Raw genomic sequence first — 18,108 nt, 5'->3', positions numbered from 1 at the left:
AGCGTCACCCGAATGACTGCCGAAATACGGATGGAACGGATGACGTCGCCCGAGATCGGGGCGGCGATCGGGGCGGGAGTCACGACGGTCGTCGTCGCGGCGGGAGCGGTGGAGCAGCACGGGCCGCACCTGCCGCTGTTCGTGGACGCCGAGCACGGGGACCGGCTCGCGGTCGAGATCGCCCGGCGTCTGGGCGGGGCGCTTGTGGCGCCGACGATCCGGGTCGGCTGGTCCGCGCACCACATGGCGTTCCCCGGCACCGTCTCCCTCGAAAAGGAGACCTTCCTCGCGGTGTGCAGGGACTACGCCGTCAGCCTCGCGCACCACGGCTTCCGGCGCGTCTGCTTCGTCCCATCCCACGGAGGGAACTTCGCTCCGCTCGCCGAGGCGCGTGACGCGTTCAACGAAGCGGCGGGGCCCGACTGTTCCGTGGACGTATACGCGGACCTGGCCGAGGTCATCGGCGTCTGGCGCGACGTCGCGGAGGCGGAGGCGGGGCTAGGGGGCCGCGTAGGCGGCCACGCGGACATCGCCGAGACGTCGATCATGATGGCCATGCACGACGGGATCGTCCGCGAGGAACTGGCCGAGGGCGGACGCCTTACGACGCCCGAAGAGGAACCGGAACTCATCCGGCGCGTGCTCAGCGAGGGGTTCGCGAGCGTGACGCCGAACGGGATCCTCGGCGACGCGCGCGGGGCGAGCGCCGAACTCGGCGAGAAGATGATCGCGGCGCTGGCGGATCGCATGGCCGCGCACTTTGGGGCATAGGTTCGGCTCGGAGGCTGGTACGGACCTGAAGATGGAGACGACGGGATGAGGGACGCGCGGACGGGGATGGCGATCGCGATCGTGCTGGCGGCGGCGACGCCGGCCGCGGCTCAGGTGCGGCGCGGCCCGCCGCCCGCGCCGCCGGCCACCTCGCCGCCGATGACGGTCGAGGCGTACGACCCCCGCTCGACGCTTGTCGTGCCGGAGAACCCGGTCTCGCGCGCAGCCTTCCCCTTCGTGGACGTCCACCTGCACCTCAACGGGATGATGCCGCGGGCGCAGCTCGACCAGCTCGTGCGCGACATGGACGCGCTCAACCTCGCCGTCGGCATCAACCTGAGCGGCGGCACGGGCCCCCGGCTCGCGCAGCAGATCCAGTCCTTCGAGGCCGCATATCCCGGCCGTTTCGTCGTGTTCGCGAACGTCGACTTCAGCGACATCGGGGACCCCGAGTTCGGGGCGCTCGCCGCGGCCCGGCTGGAGGCCGACGTCGAAGCCGGCGCCCGCGGGCTCAAGATCTTCAAGAACCTCGGACTGTGGCTCACCGATGCCGCCGACCGGCGCGTCCCGGTGGACGACCCCCGCCTCGACCCGATCTGGGCGAAGGCGGGAGAACTCGGCATCCCCGTCCTCATCCACTCGGGGGACCCGGCGTCCTTCTGGGAGCCAATGGACGAGCGCAACGAGCGCTGGCTCGAGCTTCGCGTGCGGCCCGGCCGCCAGCAGATCGGCCCGCCCTCATTCGAAGTGGTGCTGGGCGAGCAACTGAACATGTTTCGTCGACACCCGGAGACCACGTTCATCGCCGCGCACCTCGCGTGGCTCGGCCACGACCTCGGCCGCCTCGGGCAACTCCTGGACGAGATGCCCAACATGAACGTCGGACTCGGCGCAGTGATCTACGAGCCGGGGCGACAGCCCCGCTTCGCCCGCGAGTTTTTCGTCGAATACCAGGACCGGATCCTGATGGGGAAGGACTCGTGGGCGCCGGACGAGTATCCCACGTACTTCCGGGTGCTTGAGACCGCCGACGAGTACTTCCCCTACTATCGCCGGTACCACGCTTTCTGGCGCATGTACGGCCTCGACCTGCCGGACGAGGTCCTGCGGAAGGTCTACTTCGAGAACGCGCTCCGGATCATCCCCGACATCGACCGAAGCCGGTTTCCGTAGACTTGTCCGACGGTCGAGCCCGCGCGCTATCTTCCCGGCGGCGGTCCGGTGGCAAACGGCACCGATTAGCGGCACCGATAAGGGGACGCGAGATGAAGGATCCGGCGAAGAGAGCCCTCGACGCCTACAGGCAGGCGATGTCGAGGGAAGAGGTGTACGACGCGGCGTACCGGGCGCTGGCCAACGCCACTCTCGCGGTGAAGCGGGCGGAGGAACGACTGGAAACGGCCCGGGAGTCGAAGGCGGACGCCGCGGCCCTGGTGCACCGGGCAGCCGGGGCGTTCGTGGATGCCCTCAGAAAGGCCGAGGATGCCTACGCCTTGGCGGAGGAGGCGGGGGCCGTTCCCGACCGGGGTCCCACCGAGTTGAACGACGTGAACCGCGAGTCGATCAGCCGCCAGGCCGACAAGGCGAGCGAACTGCGGAGCTGGCTGAAGCTGCTGGACTGACCGCCGCCCCGCCCCCTCCCGTCACATGTCGGGATAGTCCGCCGTGGGCCCGAACGTCTGGGGCACCGGCACGTCGAGGAGCCGCAGGTAGACGCCCAGTTGCGCGCGGTGGTGGATCAGGTGGTCGAGGACGAAGCTCCGCATCACGACCGCCTTGGGCATCGAGAAGCGATCCTCGCCCGCCACCTTCAGCGTCCACGAACCGGCGAAGGTCTCATCCGAGGTCGCCTCGATCGTCTCCCGGGCCGCGGCCGCGCTCTGTTCGAGCGCCGCGACGAGTTCGGCCGAAGACTCGAGTTCGGGATTCTGCGGCGGGCCGTCGCCGTCGGGGGCGACGTCGAACTCGGACATCGTCAGCGTCGCCACGGTCCAGTTGGGGAGCATCGCGACGTGGGTCGCCAGTTCGCCGAGCGTCCACGACCTCTCGTGCGGACGCCAGTCCAGGCGGTCGTCCGGGACGGCTTCCAGCGTGGCGCGGCAGCCCGCCACGATATGGTCGAACTGCATGAGGGTCTGTTGAGCGATCATGGGAGACTCCGTTGTGGGTTCGCGGTCGCCGCCTTCCGTGCGGTGGCGGTCCAGTGGGCGCGGTAACCTGCAACGTCCGCCCGGCCGATGGAACCATGCGCCCAACGCGGCGCCGACGCTTCGCCCGGTCCTTCCGGAACACCGGGCGTCTTGATCCGCATCACAACTTAGCTAGATTATTAGCTAGATACTGAGTTCCGGAGGGAAGATGTCGCACGTCGTGAACGTTCATGAAGCCAAGACACAGCTCTCGCGCCTGCTGGCAGGGGTGGAAGCTGGAGAGGATATCGTCATCGCCCGCCGCGGCGAGCCGGTGGCACGGCTGGTAGCCTGCAAGCCGGCCGGCAAGCGCCAGCCGGATGTCCTGAAGGACCGGATCGTGATCCCCGACAGCTTCTTCGACCCGCTGCCGGAGGAGGAACTGGCCGCCTGGGAAGGCAGATAGCAGTGCGCTTATTGCTGGACACGCATGCGTTTCTCTGGTGGATCGCGGACAGCGGGCGGCTGTCCCGGAAGGCTCGCCGCCTTATTGCGGATGATACGAACAACATCGCCGTCAGCGCGGCTTCCGCCTGGAAAATCGCGACGAAGCACCGGATCGGCAGACTGCCGGGTGGCGAGGCAGTGGCCCTGGATGTGGCCGGCCGCATCTCCGACCAGGGGTTCAGCGAACTTCCGATCAGCGTCAACGACGGGGAGCGCGCCGGACGCCTGCCAGGCCCCCATCGGGATCCTTTCGACCGAATGCTCGTAGCACAGGCTCTCGCGCGCGGCCTTCCGATCATCTCGATCGACGGAGTATTCGATCGCTACGGTCTGGATCGTCTCTGGTAGCTACTCGCGCTTTACTCGAGGCCTCGGAGCCCCCGCGGGTGCCGAATCGATGCGCCGCGCGATGCCGCGGAGCATTCCGCGGAAGATCAGCCGGTGGATGGGGTAGAGGAGGTACCAGTACAGCAGGCCGCCGAGGCCCAGGGGGTCAAAAACCGCCGTCTGAGTGATCCGGCTGCCTGCCGTCCGAGGTTCGACCTCGAACTGCAGCCAAGCACGGCCCGGGACTTTCATCTCGGCCCGCAGGCGGAGCAGGCGGCCGGCTTCGATGGCCTCTACGCGCCAGAAGTCGAGCGGGTCGCCGGGGCGTAGCTCAGTCGGATGCGGGCGCCCGCGCCGCATGCCGACCCCACCCAGGAGTAGGTCTGCGGATCCGCGCAGCACCCACAGCCAGTTGGCGTAGTACCAGCCCGTCGCGCCGCCGATGCGCTCGATCGGCGCGAAGGCGCGCTCGGCACCGACTCTTACCACCGTCTGCTGGCGGTCGACGATCCGCGACCCGAAGCGTTTCCCGCCCCAGAGCGGCTGCCCTCCGCTGGACGAGACGGCGTCGCTCCACCGGGTCCGGGCCATCGCGCCGTCTTCCTCGCTCAACGCCCGCTCGATCGCATCGCGCACATCGAGGGGACGGACGGGGAAGCGATCAAGGGCCGCGGCATCGCGCACGACCGTCTCGGTCCGCAGGCTGGTCACGAGCTTCCGGCCGACGCGCGCATAAACGGGCGTGACGAGACCGAGCCACAGGCTCGAGAGTCGCGGACTGAGGAAGGGGACGGGGACCATTGCGCGTCGCACGCCGACCTGGCGGGCGTACTCATGCATCAGTTCGCCGTAAGTGACGCGCCTCGGCCCGCCGATCTCGAACACCGCGTTGCGCTCCAGGTCGAGGTCGAGCCCGTGGATCAGGTAGGCGATGACGTCGTCGATCGCGATGGGCTGGGCCGTCGTCCGGACCCAGCGCGGCGTCACCATGCACGGCAGCTTGTTGACCAGGCTCCGCAACAGTTCGAAGGAGAGCGACCCCGATCCGATGATGATCGAGGCGCGGAACTCCAGCGTGGGCGGCCCTTCGGAGGCGAGGATACGGCCGACTTCCTGCCGGCTCGCGAGGTGCGGCGATAACTCGCCGTCGCCGATGAGGCCGCCGAGATAGATCAGCCGGCGCACGCTCCGAACTCGCGCGGCACGGGCGAAATTGCCGGCACCGAGGCGATCCTGTTCCTCGAAGTCGGCTTTCGATCCCATCGAATGGACGAGGTAGTAGGCGGCGTCCACGCCGAGGAGCGCTTCAGAGAGCGAGTCTGGATCCAGCACGTCGCCCGCCAGGACCTCGGTCCGGCTCGAGAACCGGTTGGCGAGATACCGGGGGTTACGAGCGAGACAGCGGACCCGTTCTCCGCGCGCCTCGAGGGCCGGGATGAGCCGTCCACCGACGTATCCGCTCGCTCCGGTGACGAGAACGCGACGCGGCCGCCGATCCGGACTCCGTGTTGGGGGCATTGGTGGCGCCAGCCGCGGGTCAGTCGTCGCGCTTACCGGTGTCGCCGCGGCGGATCTCGAAGTCGCGGCGATCCCGGTACAGGAGCGCGCGGTTGAGGACGTAGTCGCCGCCCTCCACGTCCATGTCCGGACACTCCGTCATCGTCCAGTACTTGTAGTCGCCGAGGAACAGGTACTCGCGCGTCTGGCGAAAGAAGCGGCAGGTGACGCCCTCTCCGCGCCGGATGCGTTCGCAGAAGGCGGCGAGGAGTTCCTGTTGCCCGTCCTTCCCGCTCACGACGTACTCGTGGGGCCACGTCTCGCGGTACGTCACGGCCTCACGCCACGGGGCGCTTGCGATCAACTCCATGATGTCGAGGCCCGGTGAGGTCATGAATCCCCGTTGGCGGGTATCGTGGCGGCGGCGGGATCGTCGGAACTCCGGGCGATCCGCCTGAGTTCCAGCGTAGCGATGGACTGCACGGTCGTCCCTCGTACAAGGAAGCCCTCGATGCGGTCGTCGGCTCTGAAGCGCCCTTCATAGGCCTCGGAATACGAGCCGTAGTCGAGAATCAGCCTGACTTCCGAGGAGGCGTGGACACCCTCCACGGTCCCAGGGGATATGGTTTCGCTCGGCCCCGGGATCCGGGAGAAATCCGTCCGGCTGACGGTGCCGGAGACGTTGCCCATCCCGTCTTCCTGCAGCCGGAACTGCCAGGCCAGCCCGCCATCGATGCGAAGAACGCGGCCGAGCCAGTCCCCCGTGAGGGGCATCTCCGCCGGATCCGTCGTGTAGCGGCAGGCGGCGAGCGTCCCCAGGAGAACGATCAGGAGGGCGGCCCGCGCGCCGCCGCGTGCCCTCATTCGTCAGCGGGACCAGGGGGGGACGATGCCGTTCATGCGGGCGTAGGAGACGGCGATCCCCAGGTTCTGGTCGAGGTACATGAAGTTGTAGCGGGCGATGTGCATGTAGACCTCGCCGACCTGCATCACGCCTTCCCCCGGCGCCCACGAGAACTTCTCCGCGGGCATCACGCGCGCGAGTTCCAAGATCTTGTAGCTCGAGCGCTGGAAGTGGTCGAGGATCTCGTCCCGGATCGTGATCGGATCCGTCCCTGCGCGGACCGGCGATGCTTCGGGAAGCCCGCCGGGGCCGGGAACGACGCCATCCTGGGCGAAGAGGCTCGCAGGCGCCAGCACCCCGACGATGACGAGAGCGGCGATGAATCTCGGCTTCATGTGACTTCCTCCTCTCCCGTGCAGGGGAACGTGGGTCTGCATTCCCGTGCCCTAGCCGAGTGATATGATATAGCGCGCTCGCTCGTTGTGTCTCGTGTACGACGGAGCGAGTCGATCCCGAACCCCCGCGAGGCGCATGCCCCACACTCATCAGGACGCCCGGCCCCTCGTCCGCGTCACGCTGCTGGCGATGGCCGCGCTCTGCGTCGGGTGCGGACCGGGCGCGCCGGACTGGGTCGAGGAGGACGGGTACCGCTGGGCCGAGCTTCGGGTGTCGGGCGAGGACGAGCCGGGGTTCGAGCGACTCGACCCCTCGGAGACCGGGATCTCGTTCGAGAACGTGGTGACGGAAACGCAGTACATAGAGAACAGCCACTATCTGAACGGGTCCGGCGTCGCGGCGGGGGACGTGGACGGCGACGGCCGCGTCGATCTCTATTTCGCGGGGATGGACGGGCCGAACCGGCTCTACCGGAACCTGGGCGGCTGGCGCTTCGAGGAGATCGCCGAGGAGGCCGGGGTCGCGGCGGCGGACCGCTTTTCGACGGGGGCGGCGTTCGCGGATGTGGACGGCGATGGCGACCTCGACCTGCTCGTCCACGCGCTCGGGGGCCCGAACGCGCTCTACCTGAACGACGGGACGGGGCGTTTTGCGGACGGGACGGAAGCGGCGGGGCTCTCCTCGACACTCGGGAGCATGTCGATGACGCTCGCCGACATCGACGGAGATGGGGATCTCGACCTGTACGTGGTGAACAACAAGGTCGCGACAGTGCAGGACCTCTTCCCGCCCGTAGACATGCAGCCGAGCAACATCTACCGGCAGTCGGAAGGGGGGTTCGAGATCCTCCCCGAATGGCGGGAACACTTCACGCTCGGCGAGGTCCGGGAAGGGATGGTCCCCCGGCTCGAACTCGCGGAGCCCGACCGGCTCTACCTGAACGACGGAACGGGACGGTTCACGCCGGTCCCGTGGACGGAGGGCGCGTTCCTCGACGAGGAGGGGCGCCCCCTTCAGGCCGAGCCGCTGGAGTGGGGGCTCGCGGCGCGTTTCCAGGACGTGGACGGGGACGGAGATCCCGATCTTTACGTCTGCAACGACTTCCACAGCCCGGACCACATCTGGATCAACGATGGGACGGGGCGTTTCCGGATGCTCGATCCGCTCGCGATGCGGAGTACGAGCTTCGCCTCCATGGCGGTGGATTTTTCGGACGTCGACCGGGACGGGTTCACGGACTTCTTCGTGGCGGAGATGCTGAGCCGGGAGCAACGGCTGCGCATGAAGCAGATCGTCGGCGGGGTCGCCGATCCTCAGTTCGCGGGACGAATCCGGAACCGGCCGCAGAAGCCGCGCAACACGCTCTACCTGAGCCGGGGGGATGGGACCTTCGCGGAAGCCGCGCAGTTCGCGGGACTGGACGCGTCCGGCTGGTCGTGGGGGAGCACGTTCATGGATGTCGATCTCGACGGGTTCGAGGATCTTCTCGTGGGGACCGGCCACTTCTACGACGCGATGGACAAGGACGCGGCGCAGCGCGTGGGGTCGATGGACTGGCGGCAGCGGATCCTCGGCTTCCCGCCGCTGCGCCTCTCCAACGTCGCCTTCCGCAATCGCGGAGACCTGACCTTCGAGGAGGTGGGGGAGGCGTGGAGTTTCGCAGGGGACGAGGACATCACGCACGGGATGGCGACGGCGGATCTCGACGGGGACGGGGACCTGGACGTCGTCACGAACCGGCTGCTCGCGCCCGCGGGCGTGTACCGGAACGTAGGGCGGGCGCCGCGGGTGGCCGTGCGACTCGTCGGCCGGGGGCTCAACACCGACGGCGTCGGCGCGCAGATCCGTCTGTCGGGGAGCGGGTTGCCGGTGCAGACGAAGGAGATCGTCGCGGGAGGCCTGTACCTCTCCGGTTCGGAGGCGATGGCCAGCTTCGCCGCAGCCGGCGGAGAAATGACGATCGAGGTCGTGTGGCGGGGCGGGATGGTGAGCCGGGTGGAGGGGGTCAGCGCGAACCGCATCTACGAGATCCGGGAGCCCGCGGCCGGCGGCGCGGCTTCGGCTGCGGGCGCCGGTTCGGCGGGGGCGACGGAATCGGAGGCGCCCCTGTTCGACGATGTGTCCGAGCTGCTCGGGCACCGTCACCGGGAGAACTCGTTCGACGATTTCGCGCAGCAGCCGCTCATCACGTGGCGCCTGGGACAGGGCGGCCCGGGCGTGGCGTGGACCGATATCGACGGTGACGGAGACTCTGACGCGCTGGTCGGCGGAGGGGGTGGCGCGGGCCTTTCCGTCTTCCGCAACGACGGCGCGGGCGGGTTCTCGCCGGACCGGGGAGCGCGGGGCGACGGGGCAGCCGGGCCCGCGCCATCCCCGGGCGACCAGACGGGCCTTGTCATCGTCCCCGGCCGGGCCGGCGCCACGGTGGTCGTCGGAACCGCTACGTACGACGGCACCGACCGGGCGGCCGCCTCGGCCACGCTGCTGCGGGCCTCCGGCTCGGTGCTCCGGGAGGCGCAGACGCTCCCGGCCGCCGAGTCGAGCACCGGCCCGCTCGCGGCGGCCGACGTCGACGGGGACGGCGACGTCGATCTCTTCGCGGGCGGCCGCGTGGTCCCCGGCCAGTATCCGGCGGCGGCGACCTCTCGCCTCTTCCTCAACGAGGGCGGCCGCTACGTCCTCGACGAGTCGAACGCGGCCGTCCTGGCCGGCCTGGGCCTCGTGTCCGGCGCCGTCTTCAGCGACTTGGACGCGGATGGCGACCCGGACCTCCTGCTCGCCGTCGAGTGGGGACCGGTTCGGCTGCTCGTCAACCGCGATGGACGATTCGAGGACGCGACGGCCGCCTTCGGACTCGAGTCCCGGACCGGGTGGTGGAACGGGGTGACGACGGGAGACCTCAACGAAGACGGGCTGCCCGACGTCATCGCCTCCAATCGCGGACTCAACTCGCAGTTCACGGCGAGTTCCGAGCATCCGGCCACCGCCTATCACGCCGACCTGGACAACGATGGTTTCCGGGATGTGATCGAGGCGCGCTACGACGAGTTCACGCGCGCGATGGTGCCGGTGCGAGGACTCCTCACGCTGGCCGGCGGCCTCCCCTTCCTGCGCGGCCGCATCCAGGGGTTCGAGCACTACGGGCAGTTGGGCGTGAACGAGATCCTGGAACAGCCCGCGGACCTGCTGCCCACGGTCGAGGCGACGACGTTGGCGCACACCGTGTTCATCAACCGGGGGGGGTCGTTCGAGGCGTTCGACCTGCCGCGCGAATCGCAGTTGGCGCCCGCCTTTCACGCGGGTGTGGCCGACATGGACGGGGACGGGCACGAGGATGTCTTCCTGAGCCAGAACCTGTTCGCGCTGCGCGGCGAAGCGGACCGGAACGACGGGGGCCGCGGCCTGTGGCTACGGGGCGACGGGACGGGAGCGCTGACGCCGGTCCCGGGACAGCGGTCGGGCATCGCGGTGTATGGCGAGCAGCGCGGGGCGGCCTTCGCCGACTACGACGGGGATGGGCGCGTGGACGTGCTCGTCAGCCAGAACGCGGCCGGGACGAAACTGTACCGGAACACGGGCGCGAAGCCCGGGCTGCGTGTGCGGCTGCGCGGCGGTCCCGGCAACCCCGCCGCCATCGGCGCCGCCATTCGTCTCGAGTACGCCGGTGGAGCGCTCGGTCCGCTACGAGCGGTGCGGGCTGGCGGCGGCTACTGGTCGCAGGACGATCCGGTTCAGGTGATGGGACTCGCGGCGGAACCGACCGCCGTCCGCGTGCGCTGGCCAGACGGCTCCGAGACCGTCACGCCGCTGGACGCACCGACCCCGCTTGAGGTCACGATCGAAGCGACGGGCGCGCTCGCCGCTCGCCGCTGAAGGCCCACCGCCGCGCCTGCCGTCGCCGCCGCCGAAGATGTTGACGCTGTGTGCCGGGTTCGCGACGTTCTCGCTCCGATGCGAGGCCCTCCGAGGATTCCCGCCACCTTTCGCCTGACGGCCCTCCTTCTGTCCGTCGGCTTCGCCGCGTGCGCGTCCGGCGTGTCTTACGATCCGGGAACCGTCGACGGAGATCCGCTGGAAACGCCGTTTGCGGAGACCTTCAGCGTCGTCGAACGGGACGGTTATCGGATCGTCGACATCGAAGCGTCCGTCGTCACCTGGGGCGGCTCGGCTGGCGGGCCGCCGCAGCGCGCCCGGCTCGTGCTCGTCCCGAGGGGCCTGGAGCCGCCCGCCCTGACGGGGGATCTGACGGGCGCGTCGCTGATCCGAACGCCCGTCCGGCGGATCGCCGTCAACGAGCAACCCCAAGAGGCCATGCTGCGCGTACTCGGGGTCGAGGACCGGATCGTCGCCGTCGGCGGGCACAACAGCTACCACGATGACCTGCGCCGCAAAGCACGCGCGGGTGAGATCCAGCAGATCGGCTACGGCTGGCACATGCCGCCGACGCTCGACGCGCTGGTGGCGGCCCAGCCCGACGTGCTGATCGCGCGCATGGCCGACCTCACGCACACCCAACACATGGAACGCGTCGAGTCGCTCGGCATTCCGGTCGTGCCGACCTTCATCGATGCCGAGCCGCACTACATGGGCCGCGTCGAGTGGGTTCGCTTGATGGGCCTGCTGACCGGGAAGGAGGCGGAAGCCGATGCGTTCGTTCAGTTGGTCTCGGAGGAGATCGACCGTCTGACATCACTCGCTCGAACGCAGCCGCGCCGGTCGGTGCTCTGGGCCTGGTACAGGAGCGCCGGCAATCGCTGGGCCGTCACGCAGCGCAACGCCGACGCGGCCCTCATTCGCGACGCGAACGCGGAACTTGTGCTCGGCGCCGAGGACGATCCCCAGCTCGACACCTTTTCAGACCTCTCGACGGAACGGCTCCTGCGGGATGCAACGGGCGCCGATTGCTGGATGATCCGCGACCCGCTGTCCGGAGTTTTCGACGATCAGGACGTGCTGGCGCGTTTCAAAGCGTACCGGGAGGGCTGCGTGTTCTGGGAGCCGGGCAAACCCCATCCCACCGCCGATTCGTGGGAGCTGTGGGAGATGGGGACCATCCGGCCGGACTGGCACCTGGCCGACATCGTGAAGATGCTGCACCCGGCCCTGCGCGACGGGGAGTGGCGCTACCTCGCACCGGAAACGTGGCAGGCAGACCATGCCGGCGCGGGTCAGCACGAGTGATGCGACGCCACACCAGTTCCGCCGCTCTCCTCGCCGCGCTCGCCGCACTCTCCCTGCTGACGCTGACCTATGGGCAGATCGCGCTTCCCCTGGCTGACACGCTCGGCGCGCTGACGGGGACGCAGTCGACCGACCTCGCTCGGCAGATCGTCCTCGATATTCGCCTCCCGAGGGTCGTCGCCGCGATCATCGCCGGCGGCGCGCTCGGCATGGCGGGCGTGCTGATGCAGGCCCTCTTCCGGAATCCGGTCGCCGACGCGTGGTCCCTCGGCCTCCTCGCGGGCGGCCAGCTCGGGGTCGCCCTCACCGTGACCGCGGCGGCGTTCGCGGGTCCCGCAGCCGTGTCGTTCCTCACCTTCTTCGAGGGCCCCAGCATCACGCTCGCGGCCGCCACGGGGGTCGCGATCGCGGCGTTCGTCATGCTTGCCATCGGCCGCCGCGTCGGCGCCATCACGCTGCTCGTCATTGGCCTCATGCTCGGTTTCACGTCCCAGGGCCTCACGAGCGTTCTGCTTCACTTCGCGGCCCGCGCCGGCGGTCGCGTTTATGGCGGGTGGCAGGATGCGAGCTTTGCCGGCGTCGCGCCCGAAGCGCTGCCGTGGCTCGCGCTGCCGATCGTCATCGGTATCAGTGCCGCCGTCGCGACGGCCAAGCCGCTCAGCTCGCTGCTTCTCGGCGAGACCTACGCCCGCAGCCTCGGCGTCAAGGTGACGTCGTTACGACATGCCGTTCTCGCGGCAACCGTTCTCCTCGTGGCGCCCGTGGTGGCCTTCTGCGGGCCGGTGAGCTTCGTCGGCCTCATCGCGCCCCACTTCGCCCGGGCACTGGCCGGAACGGCGCGGATCCTCCCGCTCCTTCCACTCGCCGGACTCGGCGGCGCGCTGCTTGCCCTCGCCGGCGACGCCATCATCCATGCGCCGTGGGAACAGCACTTCCTGCACCTGAACGCGATCCTCGCCATCGTCGGCGCTCCGGTCGTGATTCTCATCCTGATTTTCTCGCCGGCCGTGAGGCAGTGGCGCTGATGCTGGATCTGCGGTCGCTCGCCGTGGGCTACCGCAACGCGGGGGCCTTCGTCCTCTCCGGGATCGATCTCTCGGCCGCTCCCGGTGACTTCGTCTGCATCCTCGGCCGCAACGGTTCCGGGAAATCGACGCTCATGCGCACGATCGCGGGGCTGCAAGCGTCGCTCGACGGAACCGCACAGCTCGACGGCGAAGACATTGCGGCCATGCGGCCGGCGACGCGCGCGCGCCGCATCGCCGTGGTGCTGACCGAGCGACGGTTCAATCCGGGTCTCCGCGTGGACGACGTCATCGCGCTCGCCCGGCAGCCTTTCACGCGCTGGCAGGGCGGACTGGCGGACGACGACAGGAACGCGATCGCCGCCGCCGTCGCAGTCACGGACGTCGAGCCGTTCCTGCGGCGCTTCTTCAGCGATCTGAGCGACGGCGAGCGACAGCGCGTGATGATTGCGCGGGCGCTCGCACAGACCCCGCGGCTCATGGTGCTCGACGAGATCACGGCCTTCCTCGATCTGCCGAGCCGCGTCGAGATCATGGCCCTCCTGCGTTCCCAGGCCAGAGAGAAGGGGCAGATCGTCCTGCTGTCGAGCCACGACCTCGACCTGTCGCTTCAGCTCGCCGACAGCGTTTGGCTGCTCGACGGCGAGGGCGGCTTTTCGGTCGGTACGCCCGACGCGCTGAGCCGCAGCGGCGCGCTCGGCGACGCTTTCGACACCGACGCGATCCGGTTCTCCCCGGGAGATGGCCGCTTCGAGGTCAGGACGACCGGGTCGGCTTAGCCGCCGCCCGGCAGCGCCCGGATCCGCTGGGCGACCTCGCGGGCCATCTCGTTGGGTATCGGGATCGTGAGGTTGTACTGAGCGATCTTCCAACCCCCATCTTCCATCACCAGCACGCCGCTGCCGCGCGTTTCACCGAGGTTGGCGTTTTCGAGGCGCTCGTCGAACCACGCGGTGCGCCCGCCGGGCGCGATCGCGATGTGGCGCTCGATCATGTGGTAGGTCCAGCCCGTGCCCGTGTCGAAGCGCGCCCTCGTGTAGTCCATGAACTCCTCGCGTGTCCAGCGCTCGGTCGCGTCGGTGCCGAGGAAGACGGCCTCGCCGGCGTAGAGGCTGAAGTAGCGGTCGAAGTTGGCCTCCGAGGCGGCCGCGTGGAGCGCGTCGAGGACCGCGGAGACCTCGCCCCGCGCATCATCCTGCCCACCGGCGGCATCCTGTGCGGAGAGCGATACGGCCATGAGCGCCGACCCGATGTTGAATGTGGACCACGCCGCGGCGCACATCACCGGGAGAGCGAATCGCGCATGGAAACGGCGTGGCCGGGCAAGCGTGTTCGTCATGGGTGCCTCCGGGTCGAGCATTCGGTGATCCGACGGGCGCGGGGCGCTACAACTCTCGCTTCTCACCTACCATGTCCGACACCTGCGGCTGAGGCAAACTGCCCCTGCTTCCAATGCACTGCCGACTTCCCCGGCCCGGTATGGCCATCGCCGGTCCGATCGAATCCGAATACGTTCGATCCATGAGCGGGGGGTTGAAGGCGAAGGCGGCGCGCGCGCCGCGGAACGGCGGGCGTTCGCTCGATGACGCGACGCTGGACGAGATCGTCCAGCGAATCGTCGTCGCCTCTCAACCGGAGAAAGTCATACTCTTCGGCTCCGCCGCCCGCGGTGAGATGGGCCCGCACAGCGATGTCGACCTTCTCGTCATCAAGCAGTGTGAAAACAACTGGGATGTGATGGGGGATATCTACGAGGAACTTTACGGCGTCGCGGCCGCGGTCGATGTCGTCGTCGTAACCCCCGGCGATGTCGAACGCTATCGGGATGTGCACGCGTTCGTCATCAAGCCGGCGCTGCGGGAAGGCCGGGTGGTCTATGACGCAGCCTGAGCGTCATCCATCCACTGACCCGCGCGAATGGCTCAGCCGCGCACGGAGCAATCTGACCCGGGCCGGGAACCGCCTCGCCGGCATCTACCTGGAGGACCTCTGCTTCGACGCGCAGCAGGCAGCGGAGAAGGCGCTGAAGGGCGTGCTGCTATCGCGCGACGTCGAGTTCCCCTATGTGCATGATCTGGCGCACCTGCTCCATATCCTCGAGTCGCACGGAGAACCGATTCCGGCGGACCTTCGCCGCGTCGGACGCCTCACTCCCTATGCCGTCGCGACTCGCTATCCGGGTCCGGGCGTGCCTGTCTCGGAGGCGCAATACCTCGAAGCTGTGGAGATTGCCGAGACCGTCGTGAACTGGGCCGCGAAGTTGTTGCACGGCGCCGACGCCGGGCCCTAGCCATGCCGCGCCGCGCGATCGTACCGACGCGACGCCGCAGGGCCGTGACGATCCTCGTCGCCGCCGTCTCGATCTCATTGATGCCGGCGGCGGGCGGGTGCGCGACGGACGGGGGGCGGGACGCATCGGATTTGCACCCCGCAGGTCCGGACGCCGCCGTCGTGATCCGGGCGGATCGGATCCTGGACGGGCGCGGCGCCGCGCTCACGGGCAGGGAACTCGTGGTGCGGGACGGACGGATCGAAGCCATCGCCGAGGCGGGGGCCACGCAGGGCGCCGTCGTATACCGACTGCCGGGGGCGACTGTGCTGCCGGGGCTCATCGACACGCACGTCCACCTCGGTTGGCACTTCGACGCGGCGACAGGACGGCTGAGCAGCGCGGCGTCGACGAACACGGCGGAAGACCGCGTGCTTTACGCGGCCGAGAACGCCTGGAACATGCTCGCGAGCGGCGTCACGACCGTGCAGAGCCTGGGCGGACCGGAGGACGTGCCGGTCCGGGACGCGATCGCGCGCGGCTCGCTGCCGGGACCGCGGATCCTCACGTCGATCGAGCCCATCACGCTCGGGAGCGGCGGACCGGAGGAGATCCGCGCGCGCGTGGACGAACTGGCGGCGGCGGGAGCGGACGTGATCAAGATCTTCGCGTCCGCCAGCATCAGGGTCGGCGGCACCCCTACGCTGAGCCAGGAGCAGCTCGACGCCGCCTGCGGCCGGGCGCGCGAGCGGGGCCTGCGCGCCGTGGTCCACGCTCACGGCCCCGAGAGCGCGCGGCGCTCCGCCCTCGCCGGCTGCCGGCAGATCGAGCACGGCGCCCTCCTCGACCGCGAGACGCTCGAACTGCTCGCCGAACGGCAACTCTACTACGATCCGCACACCCACCTGATCTTCGAGAACTACTTCGTAAACCAGGACCGCTACCTCGGCGTCGGGAACTACACGGAAGACGGATTTCGTCAGATGCGCGCGGCGGTGCCGGTCGCGCTCGCCGCCTTCCGCGAGGCTCTCGACGTCGAGGGGCTCGATATCGTGTTCGGGACCGACGCCGTGGCCGGAGCGCACGGGCGCAATTGGACGGAACTGGTGTACAGAGTGCGTGAGGGCGGACAGGACCCGATGGAGGCCATCGTGTCGGCCACGAGCCTGGCGGCGGCTTCGCTCGAACTCGAGGAGACGGTGGGCACGCTGGCGCCGGGGTTCGAGGCCGATGTGATCGCCGTAGCGGGAGATCCGACAGCGGATATCGGCGCCCTCGAGCATGTCGTGCTCGTGATGCGGGCCGGAGTGGTTTACCGACACCGGCCGCTCGCGGGGACGCCGTGAAGCGGCGATCCTTCGCCGACAGCACAACGGTTCGCGGCCACGCCGACACCTGGAGAGCGGGACTCTCGTAAGGAGGCGCATGAAACGCTCGATCGAAGATGCACAGCAGCGACTCGCCGAGAAGCTGCTTTCGCGCAGGGACGTGTCCGCCGTGGGCATCGGGGCCGAAAACGGGGACCCGTGCCTGAAGGTTTACCTCTCCGGGTCCTCATCCCGGAAATCGATCCCCGACCGTTACGATGGACACCCGGTGCGGGTGGTCGGCGGAGGGCCGTTCCGGGCGCAGGGCAACGGACCGGCCGACTCATCGGCCGGCAGCGCGTGAGGGACGCGGAGGACAGGCGATGACACCGCGCCGGAACCTCGTCCTTGCGGTCGCCATCGCGGCCGTGACTTGCGTCGGGGTCGGCATCCACTGGACGCTGACGTCCTGGCCGACGCGGCCCCCGACGCTGCCTCCGCCGCCGCTCCCGACGCGGCCGCCGCTGCTTCCCCCGGGCGCCTCGGCTCAGGAGTTGCTGACTGCCGCCATGCAGGTTCAGAGCGACAACGAATCGATGCTCTTCGCCGTGCCGGGCGTGGTCGGCGTGGGGATCGGCTTCACGGACGCCGGAACGCCGACGATCAAGGTCTTCGTCGACCCCGGCGCCTCGCCGGGACCCCGTGGTTTCGAGGGCATCCCGGAGGCACTCGGTCTCTTCGCCGTCACCGTCGAGCCGGCCGGCCCGTTCCGGATTCTGCCGCCGGAGCCCGTCGCCCCGGTCTCGGCGGACGAAGGGCCCGTCCCCACGGGACGTTTCGACCGGCCGGTGCCCATGGGCGTGTCCACGGGACACACCCGCTCGACGGCGGGCACGATCGGCGCCGTCGTAACCGATGGCGACCGCCGGTACGCCCTTAGCAACTGGCACGTGTTCGTGCCGGGCGGCGAGGGCCAGGTGGGCGACGTTCTCCTGCAGCCGGGCCCCGTGGATGGCGGCTCTGATCCCGGGGACGCGATCGGCACGCTGACGGCGTTCGAACCCGTGGTCCTGTCGCCGTTCGCGTCCAACCGGATCGATGCGGCGATCGCGCGCACGGACGACGTGCTGCCGGAGACGCCGGTGGGGGGCTATGGGTCGCCGCGCAGCACGACGATGGCGGCAAAGCCGGGGCTGCAGGTCCAGAAGTACGGACGGACGACTCGCCTCACGGTCGGGGAGGTGGAGGCGGTCAACACGTCGATCAACGTGACCTACGGGTCGGCCGGGTCGCAGGCGGCCCGCTTCACCGGTCAGATCATGGTGTGCTGCAACTTCAGCAAGGGCGGCGATTCCGGTTCCCTGATCGTGGCGCGCGATCTGGACCGCGACGGGAACGCGGGCCCGGACGACCGCAAGCCGGTCGCGCTGCTCTTCGCCGGCGACGGCCGGCTCACGATCGGGAACCCGATCGACCTCGTCCTCGACCGCTTCGACGTGACGATCGTGGGCGAGGACGCCCGCCGCTGACGCCAGGCGCCGAGCGCTTCGCCGCTCTCGGCGCTGACGCGGGGTTCCAGGGATTGCTACGGCTGGCCGCCGGTGCGGACCGGCCAATAGGTTGGCAGCCATGACACGCTTCCGGTCGCACTTTCTGCCGCGCACGCCGACGGGCCGCCGGCTCGTCGTCCTCTTCCTGGTCCTGTTCGCGTTCACACAGCCACCGCTGGTGTACTGGATCGGCAACCGCGTCGAGCCGTGGATCGGCGGCATGCCCTTCCTCTACGTGTACCTGCTCGTCCTCTACTTCCTCCTCATCGGGGTCCTGATCCAGGTGCAGAGGCGGGGGCTGTGAT

The 18,108-nt window shown here is 69.3% G+C and carries 21 protein-coding genes; 15 read left to right on the top strand and 6 right to left on the bottom strand.

The window, feature by feature from the left end; translation table 11 throughout:
• The first annotated feature begins 39 nt into the window (after positions 1–39).
• From RN729_RS11350 to RN729_RS11340, 3 genes are all read left to right on the top strand, one after another.
• Positions 40–771 carry a creatininase family protein gene (locus tag RN729_RS11350; protein ID WP_310784860.1) on the top strand — a complete coding sequence of 244 codons (732 nt, stop codon included), beginning with the start codon at positions 40–42 and terminating at the stop codon, positions 769–771.
• A 45-nt stretch (positions 772–816) separates the two neighbouring features.
• Positions 817–1,944 carry an amidohydrolase family protein gene (locus RN729_RS11345; RefSeq protein ID WP_310784858.1) on the top strand — a complete coding sequence of 376 codons (1,128 nt, stop codon included), beginning with the start codon at positions 817–819 and terminating at the stop codon, positions 1,942–1,944.
• A gap of 92 nt (positions 1,945–2,036) precedes the next feature.
• Positions 2,037–2,393, top strand: coding sequence for a hypothetical protein (locus RN729_RS11340; protein WP_310784857.1), 357 nt, complete (start codon positions 2,037–2,039; stop codon positions 2,391–2,393).
• A gap of 21 nt (positions 2,394–2,414) precedes the next feature.
• On the opposite strand, the gene RN729_RS11335 is transcribed toward RN729_RS11340, so the two are convergent.
• Positions 2,415–2,921 (bottom strand): DinB family protein, encoded by a 507-nt coding sequence (locus tag RN729_RS11335; protein ID WP_310784855.1) that lies wholly within the window; start codon positions 2,919–2,921, stop codon positions 2,415–2,417.
• 208 nt (positions 2,922–3,129) lie between these two features.
• Here RN729_RS11335 and RN729_RS11330 point away from each other — a divergent pair, with 208 nt between their 5' ends.
• On the top strand, positions 3,130–3,366 hold the full coding sequence (locus tag RN729_RS11330) for a type II toxin-antitoxin system prevent-host-death family antitoxin (RefSeq protein WP_310784853.1): 237 nt from the start codon (positions 3,130–3,132) through the stop codon (positions 3,364–3,366).
• 2 nt (positions 3,367–3,368) lie between these two features.
• A complete protein-coding gene (locus RN729_RS11325; RefSeq protein ID WP_310784851.1) occupies positions 3,369–3,755 on the top strand; it encodes a type II toxin-antitoxin system VapC family toxin in 387 nt (128 codons plus the stop codon).
• Here RN729_RS11325 and RN729_RS11320 read toward each other — a convergent pair whose 3' ends face one another.
• Genes RN729_RS11320 through RN729_RS11305 form a run of 4 tightly spaced genes read right to left on the bottom strand, consistent with a single transcriptional unit; the run spans position 3,756 to position 6,470 of the window.
• On the bottom strand, positions 3,756–5,252 hold the full coding sequence (locus RN729_RS11320; RefSeq protein WP_310784849.1) for an SDR family oxidoreductase: 1,497 nt from the start codon (positions 5,250–5,252) through the stop codon (positions 3,756–3,758).
• Positions 5,253–5,271: 19 nt separating this feature from the next.
• Entirely contained in the window at positions 5,272–5,625 is a 354-nt protein-coding gene (locus tag RN729_RS11315) for a hypothetical protein (protein ID WP_310784848.1), read from the bottom strand.
• Positions 5,622–6,095, bottom strand: coding sequence for a hypothetical protein (locus RN729_RS11310; protein WP_310784847.1), 474 nt, complete (start codon positions 6,093–6,095; stop codon positions 5,622–5,624). The genes RN729_RS11315 and RN729_RS11310 overlap by 4 nt, the downstream gene beginning before the upstream one ends.
• Before the next feature lie 3 nt (positions 6,096–6,098).
• Complete coding sequence (locus RN729_RS11305; RefSeq protein WP_310784845.1) at positions 6,099–6,470, bottom strand: hypothetical protein; 372 nt, start codon at positions 6,468–6,470, stop codon at positions 6,099–6,101.
• A gap of 136 nt (positions 6,471–6,606) precedes the next feature.
• Between RN729_RS11305 and RN729_RS11300 the strand changes: the two genes are divergently transcribed.
• The 4 genes from RN729_RS11300 (at position 6,607) to RN729_RS11285 (ending at position 13,456) form a co-directional block, all read left to right on the top strand.
• The gene (locus tag RN729_RS11300; protein WP_310784843.1) at positions 6,607–10,344 is read left to right on the top strand and encodes an FG-GAP-like repeat-containing protein; all 3,738 of its coding nucleotides are present in this window, start codon (positions 6,607–6,609) and stop codon (positions 10,342–10,344) included.
• Positions 10,345–10,506: 162 nt separating this feature from the next.
• Positions 10,507–11,652 carry an ABC transporter substrate-binding protein gene (locus RN729_RS11295; RefSeq protein ID WP_310784841.1) on the top strand — a complete coding sequence of 382 codons (1,146 nt, stop codon included), beginning with the start codon at positions 10,507–10,509 and terminating at the stop codon, positions 11,650–11,652.
• On the top strand, positions 11,652–12,677 hold the full coding sequence (locus RN729_RS11290; RefSeq protein WP_310784839.1) for an iron chelate uptake ABC transporter family permease subunit: 1,026 nt from the start codon (positions 11,652–11,654) through the stop codon (positions 12,675–12,677). Before RN729_RS11295 ends, RN729_RS11290 begins: the two co-directional genes overlap by 1 nt.
• A complete protein-coding gene (locus RN729_RS11285; protein WP_310784837.1) occupies positions 12,677–13,456 on the top strand; it encodes an ABC transporter ATP-binding protein in 780 nt (259 codons plus the stop codon). The genes RN729_RS11290 and RN729_RS11285 overlap by 1 nt, the downstream gene beginning before the upstream one ends.
• On the opposite strand, the gene RN729_RS11280 is transcribed toward RN729_RS11285, so the two are convergent.
• Positions 13,453–14,016 carry a nuclear transport factor 2 family protein gene (locus RN729_RS11280; protein ID WP_310784835.1) on the bottom strand — a complete coding sequence of 188 codons (564 nt, stop codon included), beginning with the start codon at positions 14,014–14,016 and terminating at the stop codon, positions 13,453–13,455. The two genes, RN729_RS11285 and RN729_RS11280, sit on opposite strands and share 4 nt — an antisense overlap.
• Positions 14,017–14,198: 182 nt before the next feature.
• Here RN729_RS11280 and RN729_RS11275 point away from each other — a divergent pair, with 182 nt between their 5' ends.
• The 6 genes from RN729_RS11275 (at position 14,199) to RN729_RS11250 (ending at position 18,107) form a co-directional block, all read left to right on the top strand.
• Positions 14,199–14,567: a nucleotidyltransferase domain-containing protein gene (locus RN729_RS11275; RefSeq protein ID WP_310784834.1), complete on the top strand. Its 369-nt coding sequence runs from the start codon at positions 14,199–14,201 to the stop codon at positions 14,565–14,567.
• Positions 14,554–14,967, top strand: a complete 414-nt coding sequence (locus tag RN729_RS11270; protein ID WP_310784833.1) for a HEPN domain-containing protein — start codon at positions 14,554–14,556, stop codon at positions 14,965–14,967. The genes RN729_RS11275 and RN729_RS11270 overlap by 14 nt, the downstream gene beginning before the upstream one ends.
• A 2-nt stretch (positions 14,968–14,969) precedes the next feature.
• Positions 14,970–16,292 (top strand): amidohydrolase family protein, encoded by a 1,323-nt coding sequence (locus RN729_RS11265; RefSeq protein WP_310784832.1) that lies wholly within the window; start codon positions 14,970–14,972, stop codon positions 16,290–16,292.
• Positions 16,293–16,371: 79 nt separating this feature from the next.
• Complete coding sequence (locus tag RN729_RS11260) at positions 16,372–16,617, top strand: hypothetical protein (protein ID WP_310784830.1); 246 nt, start codon at positions 16,372–16,374, stop codon at positions 16,615–16,617.
• 19 nt (positions 16,618–16,636) lie between these two features.
• A complete protein-coding gene (locus RN729_RS11255) occupies positions 16,637–17,782 on the top strand; it encodes a hypothetical protein (RefSeq protein ID WP_310784828.1) in 1,146 nt (381 codons plus the stop codon).
• A 100-nt stretch (positions 17,783–17,882) separates the two neighbouring features.
• The gene (locus RN729_RS11250) at positions 17,883–18,107 is read left to right on the top strand and encodes a hypothetical protein (RefSeq protein ID WP_310784826.1); all 225 of its coding nucleotides are present in this window, start codon (positions 17,883–17,885) and stop codon (positions 18,105–18,107) included.
• Position 18,108: the final 1 nt, after the last annotated feature.

The sequence above is a fragment of the Candidatus Palauibacter polyketidifaciens genome (assembly GCF_947581785.1).
In the GTDB taxonomy this organism is placed as follows: Bacteria; Gemmatimonadota; Gemmatimonadetes; order Palauibacterales; family Palauibacteraceae; genus Palauibacter; species Palauibacter polyketidifaciens.
The sequence above is the reverse complement of the archived record's forward strand: the minus strand, read 5'-3'. Positions and strand labels throughout refer to the sequence as shown.